The following is a 270-nucleotide window of genomic DNA, read 5'->3' as shown; positions in this document are numbered from 1 at the left end:
CGGCGCCGATCAGGCCGTGGTCGTCGTCCGGGGCGCCGAGCGTCACCATGCGCCGGATGCCGTCGGCGTCCAGACCGAAGCAGCCGAGCCGCTCCAACTCCTCGGTGAGCAGCTGGACATAGCGAGGTCCGACGGCGAGCGCGAAGCCGCCCATCAGGATGTAGCGGCGGATGCCGATGGAGGTGAACACGGAGATGATCGCGGAGGCGAGATAGGGCAGGACCGAGCGCAGGACACCGGTCGCGAACGGGTCGCCGGACCGGATCGCGG

1 pseudogene is annotated in these 270 nt (G+C 70.4%); it reads right to left on the bottom strand.

Features of this window, described 5'->3' with window-relative positions:
- A pseudogene (locus tag CCN72_RS40765) lies at positions 1–270 on the bottom strand (ROK family protein); the annotation flags it as partial.

The sequence above is a fragment of the Streptomyces murinus genome, from assembly GCF_002154555.1.
GTDB classification, from domain to species: domain Bacteria; phylum Actinomycetota; class Actinomycetes; order Streptomycetales; family Streptomycetaceae; genus Streptomyces; species Streptomyces murinus.
The sequence above is the reverse complement of the archived record's forward strand: the minus strand, read 5'-3'. Positions and strand labels throughout refer to the sequence as shown.